This is a genomic window from bacterium, assembly GCA_026398675.1.
Taxonomy (GTDB): domain Bacteria; phylum RBG-13-66-14; class RBG-13-66-14; order RBG-13-66-14; family RBG-13-66-14; genus RBG-13-66-14.
The window spans coordinates 1-1,682 of sequence record JAPLSK010000040.1 but is presented as its reverse complement, the minus strand read 5'-3'; the positions used below and the strand labels follow the sequence as shown (position 1 = coordinate 1,682).

At 67.5% G+C, this 1,682-nt stretch carries 2 protein-coding genes; one reads left to right on the top strand and one right to left on the bottom strand.

Annotation, left to right across the window (positions count from 1 at the left end; genetic code table 11):
• On the bottom strand, window positions 1–195 hold a 195-nt coding region (locus NTW26_00535; GenBank protein ID MCX7020761.1), incomplete at its 3' end, for a hypothetical protein.
• Between the two features lie 98 nt (window positions 196–293).
• Between NTW26_00535 and NTW26_00530 the strand changes: the two genes are divergently transcribed.
• Window positions 294–1,682 (top strand): carboxypeptidase-like regulatory domain-containing protein (locus tag NTW26_00530; GenBank protein MCX7020760.1); only part of this gene is annotated, 1,389 nt, incomplete at its 3' end.

Here is a 1,682-nt window from a genome sequence, read left to right as displayed (position 1 = left end):
CAGGATGCCGCCGACCTGGCCGACGCTGAATATGACGGCCTCGGTGGCCAGCTCTTCGAGCTCTTTGGGAATCTGCCGGGAGAGGCTGACCAGGTGGAGGCGTCCGCCACCCGTCCGGTGGCTCCGGGCGGCCACGAGGGGGAGGCGGCCCGTTCCGGCGACTAGGACCAGCGGTTCATGCGGTTCGTAGCTCACGGTCGGGTGATTATAATCCAGCCGCGGTCGAATGGGAAATGGAAGCTTCCCGGCCGGCTTGTCAGGCGCGGTTTCTTATGCTAGCGTTGCCCTCACTGATGAAGCTGAAACTGCTCCTCCCGCTCGTCCTGGTCGGTATCGCCCAGGCGAAGTTTATTGCCGGGGTGGTCCTGGATGTGGCCACGGGTTCACCTGTGCCCGGGGCCGAGGTGACCATCCAGGACGAGTCGGTGCAGACCGACAGCCGGGGCGAGTTCCGAATCACCTTTGACGGCTTCGGCGTTCTGGGGGTCGGGGCCGGGGAGCGTTTCGCCCCCTATCGGCGGCCCGTGGGGCGCACCGAGCGGCTCACCGTCGCCCTCATCCCCGCCGTGGTGCGCTTGGGCGAGGTTCCGGTCTCCCTGGTGGATTTCATCCGGGATTCCAGCGCCACCTCCCTCGCGGACGTGGACACCCGCTGGCGGTGTCGCTGGGATTCGCCGCCCCGGGTGTACGTCGAACCGGACCTGAACGGAGCGCTCGACGCCATCCGCGAGCCCCTCTCCGGCCCCCGGCTCCCTGAAATCGGTTCCCTCGAATTCACGCGCGCCGCCGAGGATGAGCTGCGGGCCGACGTCATCGTCCGGAGCGCCCCCGTCGGTTCAGACCTGACGCCGACCTACGATCCTCGATCCGGCAGGGTCGTGGGGGGCGTCGTCGGGATTCCATCCGACGGCGATTCCGTTGAGCTCGAACGAGTTCTCTCGCGCGCCCTGATGCGGGTTTATGGTTTCAACCCCCTCGGCGCGGGCGACGCACGCCGACCCCTGACCGTCCTGGGGGACGCCCCGGCCTTCACCCGGCTGGATACCATGGCGCTGGCGGTGGCCAAGAGGTTGCCGGTGGACACCGACATGTCGTGGTACGGGCACCGTCTTCCCCTGGACCTGGAGGCGCGTCGCAACCGCGTCCTCGCCCTCCCCTTCTTCCTCTCCTACGAGGACCCTTACATGAGCCTCATTGCGGTGGCCGAGGTGGAGGAGGCGCTCGACGACTACGGTCCGGACTTCCGCGTCGTACTGCACCCCGATCTGGTCGAGCTGGCAAAACTAGCCGATGAGGGGCAGGACGTGCCGGAACGGCTTATCCGGAAAAGGGCCTTCGGACAGGCGGAGGCCGCCGAGCAGGCCAGGGAGGCCGGTTGCCGGTACGCATTCTGGGGCGAGCTGACCAACTCGGGGATGAACTCCACCACCTCGTTCTATGCCGTGGACGCCCAGACGGGGGAGTTCATCCTGGCGCTGGAAGGAGATGTGCCCGATCGGCTCCACTTCCCCCGCTTCCTGTCCGCAGTCGGACTGGCCCTCGCGCAGGCCATCGAGCCCCGGGACGACGTTCAAACGGCGGACGGCGTCCTGCGGCTCTTCTTTACCAGTCAGCACAGCTCGACCTACGTCCACGCCCTGGTGGACGACTCCCTGGTGGCCGTTCTGCATGAGGGCGCGGGC